The organism is Microbacterium sp. zg.Y909 (assembly GCF_024626565.1).
In genome coordinates, this window is sequence record NZ_JANJFJ010000372.1 from 1 (window position 1) to 4341 (window position 4341).

4 protein-coding genes are annotated in these 4341 nt (G+C 68.5%); all 4 read left to right on the plus strand.

Going from position 1 to position 4341, the window contains the following annotated elements:
- On the plus strand, positions 1–1629 hold a 1629-nt coding region (locus tag NQ160_RS19445), incomplete at its 5' end, for a DEAD/DEAH box helicase (protein ID WP_257516762.1).
- A gap of 82 nt (positions 1630–1711) precedes the next feature.
- Positions 1712–3286 (plus strand): Rieske 2Fe-2S domain-containing protein, encoded by a 1575-nt coding sequence (locus NQ160_RS19450; RefSeq protein ID WP_257516763.1) that lies wholly within the window; start codon positions 1712–1714, stop codon positions 3284–3286.
- 97 nt (positions 3287–3383) lie between these two features.
- Positions 3384–3914 carry a bifunctional pyr operon transcriptional regulator/uracil phosphoribosyltransferase PyrR gene (gene pyrR / locus NQ160_RS19455; protein ID WP_257516764.1) on the plus strand — a complete coding sequence of 177 codons (531 nt, stop codon included), beginning with the start codon at positions 3384–3386 and terminating at the stop codon, positions 3912–3914.
- Positions 3911–4341 (plus strand): aspartate/ornithine carbamoyltransferase family protein (locus tag NQ160_RS19460; RefSeq protein ID WP_374113683.1); only part of this gene is annotated, 431 nt, incomplete at its 3' end. The genes pyrR and NQ160_RS19460, both read left to right, overlap by 4 nt.

Genomic DNA, 4341 nt, shown 5'->3' on the forward strand with positions numbered 1-4341 from the left:
GACCGCCTGCGCGAGCTCGTGGACGAGGCCGCCGAGCTCGACGAGTGGGAGACCGGCGCCCGCATCAGCCGCTACCAGAGCGCCCTCTGGTCCGACTTCGAGGACCTCGCCGATCAGGCAGAGCCGGCCGTGACGTGGCGCGCGGCCGTCGAGGGCCTGCGCGGCCTGGGCGGCGTCGAGCCCACCCCGGTGCCGTACGCGCTGCAAGCCCAGCTGCGCCCGTATCAGCAGACCGGCTTCGACTGGCTCGCCTTCCTCTGGCGGCAGCGCCTGGGCGGCATCCTGGCCGACGACATGGGGCTCGGCAAGACGCTGCAGACCCTCGCGCTGATCGCGCACACCCGGGAGACCGGCGAGCGACGACCGTTCCTGGTGGTCGCGCCCACGTCGGTGCTGGCCACCTGGCCGAGCGAGGCCGAGCGGTTCGTGCCCGGGCTCGTCGTGCGGACGATCGACGCCAGCGCCGTCAAGCGCGACGCGGACGTCGCCTCCCTCGCGGCGGGCGCGGACGTCGTCGTGACGTCGTACACGCTGCTGCGACTGGATGAAGGCGAGTACGGCGCAGTGGAATGGGCGGGGCTCATCCTCGACGAGGCGCAGTTCGTCAAGAACCCGACCACGAAGCTGCATCGCGCCGTGCGCACCCTGCGCGCCGACGTCACCTTCGCCATCACCGGCACGCCGCTGGAGAACAGCCTCGGTGACCTCCACGCCCTGCTGTCGCTGACATCCCCCGGCCTCTTCCCCTCGGGGCAGCGCTTCCGCACGGAGTACATCAAGCCCATCGAGCAGGGCAAGACCCCGGAGAACGCCGAGGGCGCCCCGTATCGCGCACGCAGGCTCGACCGGCTGCGCCGTCGCATCCGTCCCTTCGTCCTCCGCCGCACGAAAGACCTGGTCGCCCCCGACCTGCCACCCAAGCAGGAGCAGGAGCTGCGCGTGCGCCTGGGTGACGACCACCGAGCGCTGTACGACACGGTGCTGCAGCGCGAGCGTCAGAAGGTGCTCGGGCTGCTTCAGGACCTGGACCGCAACCGCTTCATCGTCTTCCGCTCGCTGACGCTCCTGCGCATGCTGAGCCTGTCGCCCGCCCTCATCGACGGCCGTCACACCCGCATGGGCTCCGCCAAGCTCGACGCCCTCGTCGAGCACCTCACCGAGCTCGCCGCAGAGGGGCACCGCGCACTGGTCTTCAGTCAGTTCACCTCGTTCCTCGATCTGGCACAGCGCAGGCTGGAATCCGCCGGCATCCCGTACGTCCGGCTGGACGGGTCCACCCGTCGCCGGCAGGACGTCGTCGCGGGGTTCCGCGACGGCGACGCGCCGGTCTTCCTCATCAGCCTGAAGGCCGGCGGTTTCGGGTTGACGCTCACCGAGGCGGACTACGTCTTCCTGCTCGACCCGTGGTGGAACCCCGCAGCCGAGTCCCAAGCCGTCGACCGCACGCACCGCATCGGGCAGACGCGCCCGGTGAACGTGTACCGCCTGGTGGCCGAGGGCACGATCGAGCAGAAGGTGATGGCCCTGCAGGAGCGCAAGGCGCGCCTGTTCCAGTCGGTCCTCGACGATGACGACCTGTTCTCGCACGAGCTCGACGCCGACGACATCCGGGGGCTGTTCGAGCCCTGAGACGCGTTTGTCACGGCGTAGCGGCCCGCCCCTTCCGAGGGCACGCCGTAGACTTTGGAACTGTTCGACACGGGAGGAATCCATGCGTATCACGGGGCTCGGCCACGCCGGCATGTTCATCGAAACGGCAGGAGGCACCATCCTCTGCGACCCGGTGATCAAGTCGTCGTTCTACGGTTCGTGGTTCGTCTTCCCCGACAACCGCGCCCTGGACTGGGAACGCTTCGGCAACGCCGACTTCCTGTACATCTCGCACCGCCACCGCGATCACTTCGATCCGTGGATGCTGGAGAAGTACGTCCGCAAGGACATCGAGGTGCTGCTTCCGGACTACCCGACCGATGATCTCGAGCGGGATCTGCGAGGGCTCGGCTACGACAACATCACCTACACCCAGGCGGGGGAGATCATCGAGCGCGGGCCGCTGCGGATCATGATCACGCCGCTGCGTGCGCCCAGCGACGGCCCGATCGGCGACTCGTCGCTCTCGGTCGACGACGGCACCGCGTCGATCCTCAACCAGAACGACTCGCACCCGCTGGATCTCGAGAAGCTGCTGAGCTTCGGCAAGCCCGAGGCCTACTTCACGCAGTTCTCCGGAGCCATCTGGTGGCCCATGGTCTACGACCTCCCCGACGAGGCGAAGGTCAACTTCGCCCACCTCAAGCGCGAGGCCCAGCACAAGCGGGCGATGTTCTACATCGAGAAGGTCGACGCGCCCCACGTGTACCCCATGGCCGGGCCGCCGATGTTCCTGCGTGACGAGCTGTTCCGCTACAACGGCCTCGGCCAAGAGAACGATTCGATCTTCACCGACCAGGCCCAGTTCCTCGCCCGTATGAAGCAAGAGGCTCCGAAGTACGACGGGCACGTCTTCATCCCCGGCACCGTCGTCACCATCGAGGGCGGCGAGCAGACGGTCGAGCAGACGCTGTACTCCGAGGCCGAGATCGAGCGCATCTTCTCCGACAAGTGGTCCTACCTCGAGGAGCAGCGCGCCAGCCGGCAGGACGAGATCCGCGCCGAAGAGGCCTCTCGTGCGCCGGTGCTGCCGCCTGCCGAGATGCTCGCCGAACTCAAGGCCTGGTGGGAGCCGCTGCTGCGTCGCGGCCGCATCTTCCGCGAGGGCGTCGGGGGACCGGTGCGCATGACGATCGGCGAGCTCGACCTCTGCATCGACTTCCCCAAGGCCAAGGTGCGCGAGTACGCGGGGGAGGAGACCAACTACTGGTTCACCATCCCCGCCGACCTCGTCTCCACCAACATCGCCGAGCACGAGATCGACTGGTCGAACTCGATCTTCCTGTCGATGCAGTTCCAGGCCGGCCGCGTGGGCAAGTTCAACGAGTTCATCTACACGTTCTTCAAGTGCCTCTCGCGCGACCGCATCGAGTACGTCGAGAACTGGTATGCCGAGCAGTCCGACGTCTCCGAGGACATCCAGCTCGACGACTGGGTCGTGCAGCGCCGCTGCCCGCACCTGCGCGCCGACCTGTCCAAGACCGGCAAGATCGAGGGCGACGTGCTCACCTGCTCGCTCCACGACTGGAAGTGGGACCTGAAGACGGGCAAGTGCCTGTCGACCCTCGGGCACCCGATCCGGGCCAGCCAGGTCGAGGACGAACTGCACCGGGCCGCCGCCAGCCCCGCCGCCTGAGCGCGTCGTCGTCGACTCGGCCTGCGGGCCGATAGGCTGGCCGGGCACACCCAGCAACCTTTAACACCGTCCTGTGAGGCGGAGAAGGGAGCGGCGGATGAGCACGCGCACCGTGCTGCACGACGCCGACATCGCCCGAGCACTGACCCGGATCTCGCACGAGATCCTCGAGTCCAACCGGGGGTCCGACGGCCTGGTGATCCTCGGGATCCCGACCCGCGGCGTCACTCTCGCCGAACGCATCGGCGCTCTCGTCAGTGAGTTCTCCGGCCACAGCATTCCCGTCGGCGCGCTGGACGTCACGATGTACCGTGACGACCTGCACCGGAACCCCACGCGGGCGCCGCACCCCACCGCCATTCCCGCCGGCGGCATCGACGGCAAGACCGTGGTGCTCGTGGACGACGTGCTGTTCTCGGGGCGCAGCATCCGCGCCGCTCTGGACGCCCTCCAGGACATCGGCCGCCCCGCCGCCGTGCGCCTGGCGATCCTCGTCGACCGCGGCCACCGCGAGCTGCCGATCCGGCCGGACTTCGTGGGCAAGAACCTCCCCAGCGCCCGCGACGAGCGGGTCAACGTGCGCCTGGCCGAAGTCGACGGCATCGAGGAGGTGACGATCGGCTCATGAGGCACCTGCTGGACACCCGCACCCTCAGCCGCGCCCACGCGCTGCAGATCCTCGACGTCGCCGAGGACATGGCCGACACGCAGCAGCGTGAGGTCAAGAAGTTGCCGACCCTGCGCGGCAAGACGGTGGTGAACCTGTTCTTCGAGGACTCCACCCGCACCCGCATCTCGTTCGAGGCAGCCGCCAAGCGCCTCTCGGCCGACGTCATCAACTTCTCGGCCAAGGGCTCGTCGGTGTCGAAGGGCGAATCGCTCCAGGACACCGCCCAGACTCTGCAGGCGATGGGGGCGGATGCCGTCGTCATCCGCCACGGCGCCTCCGGTGCCCCGCAGACCCTCGCCACGAGCGGCTGGATCACCGCCGGGGTCGTCAACGCCGGCGACGGAACCCACGAGCATCCCACGCAGGCTCTCCTGGACGCCTTCAC

Excerpts from the sequence above, each read along its gene's own strand:
- pyrR (WP_257516764.1), top strand. The coding sequence starts at position 3,384 with ATGAGCACGCGCACCGTGCTGCACGACGCCGACATCGCCCGAGCACTG.
- NQ160_RS19450 (WP_257516763.1), top strand. The coding sequence starts at position 1,712 with ATGCGTATCACGGGGCTCGGCCACGCCGGCATGTTCATCGAAACGGCA.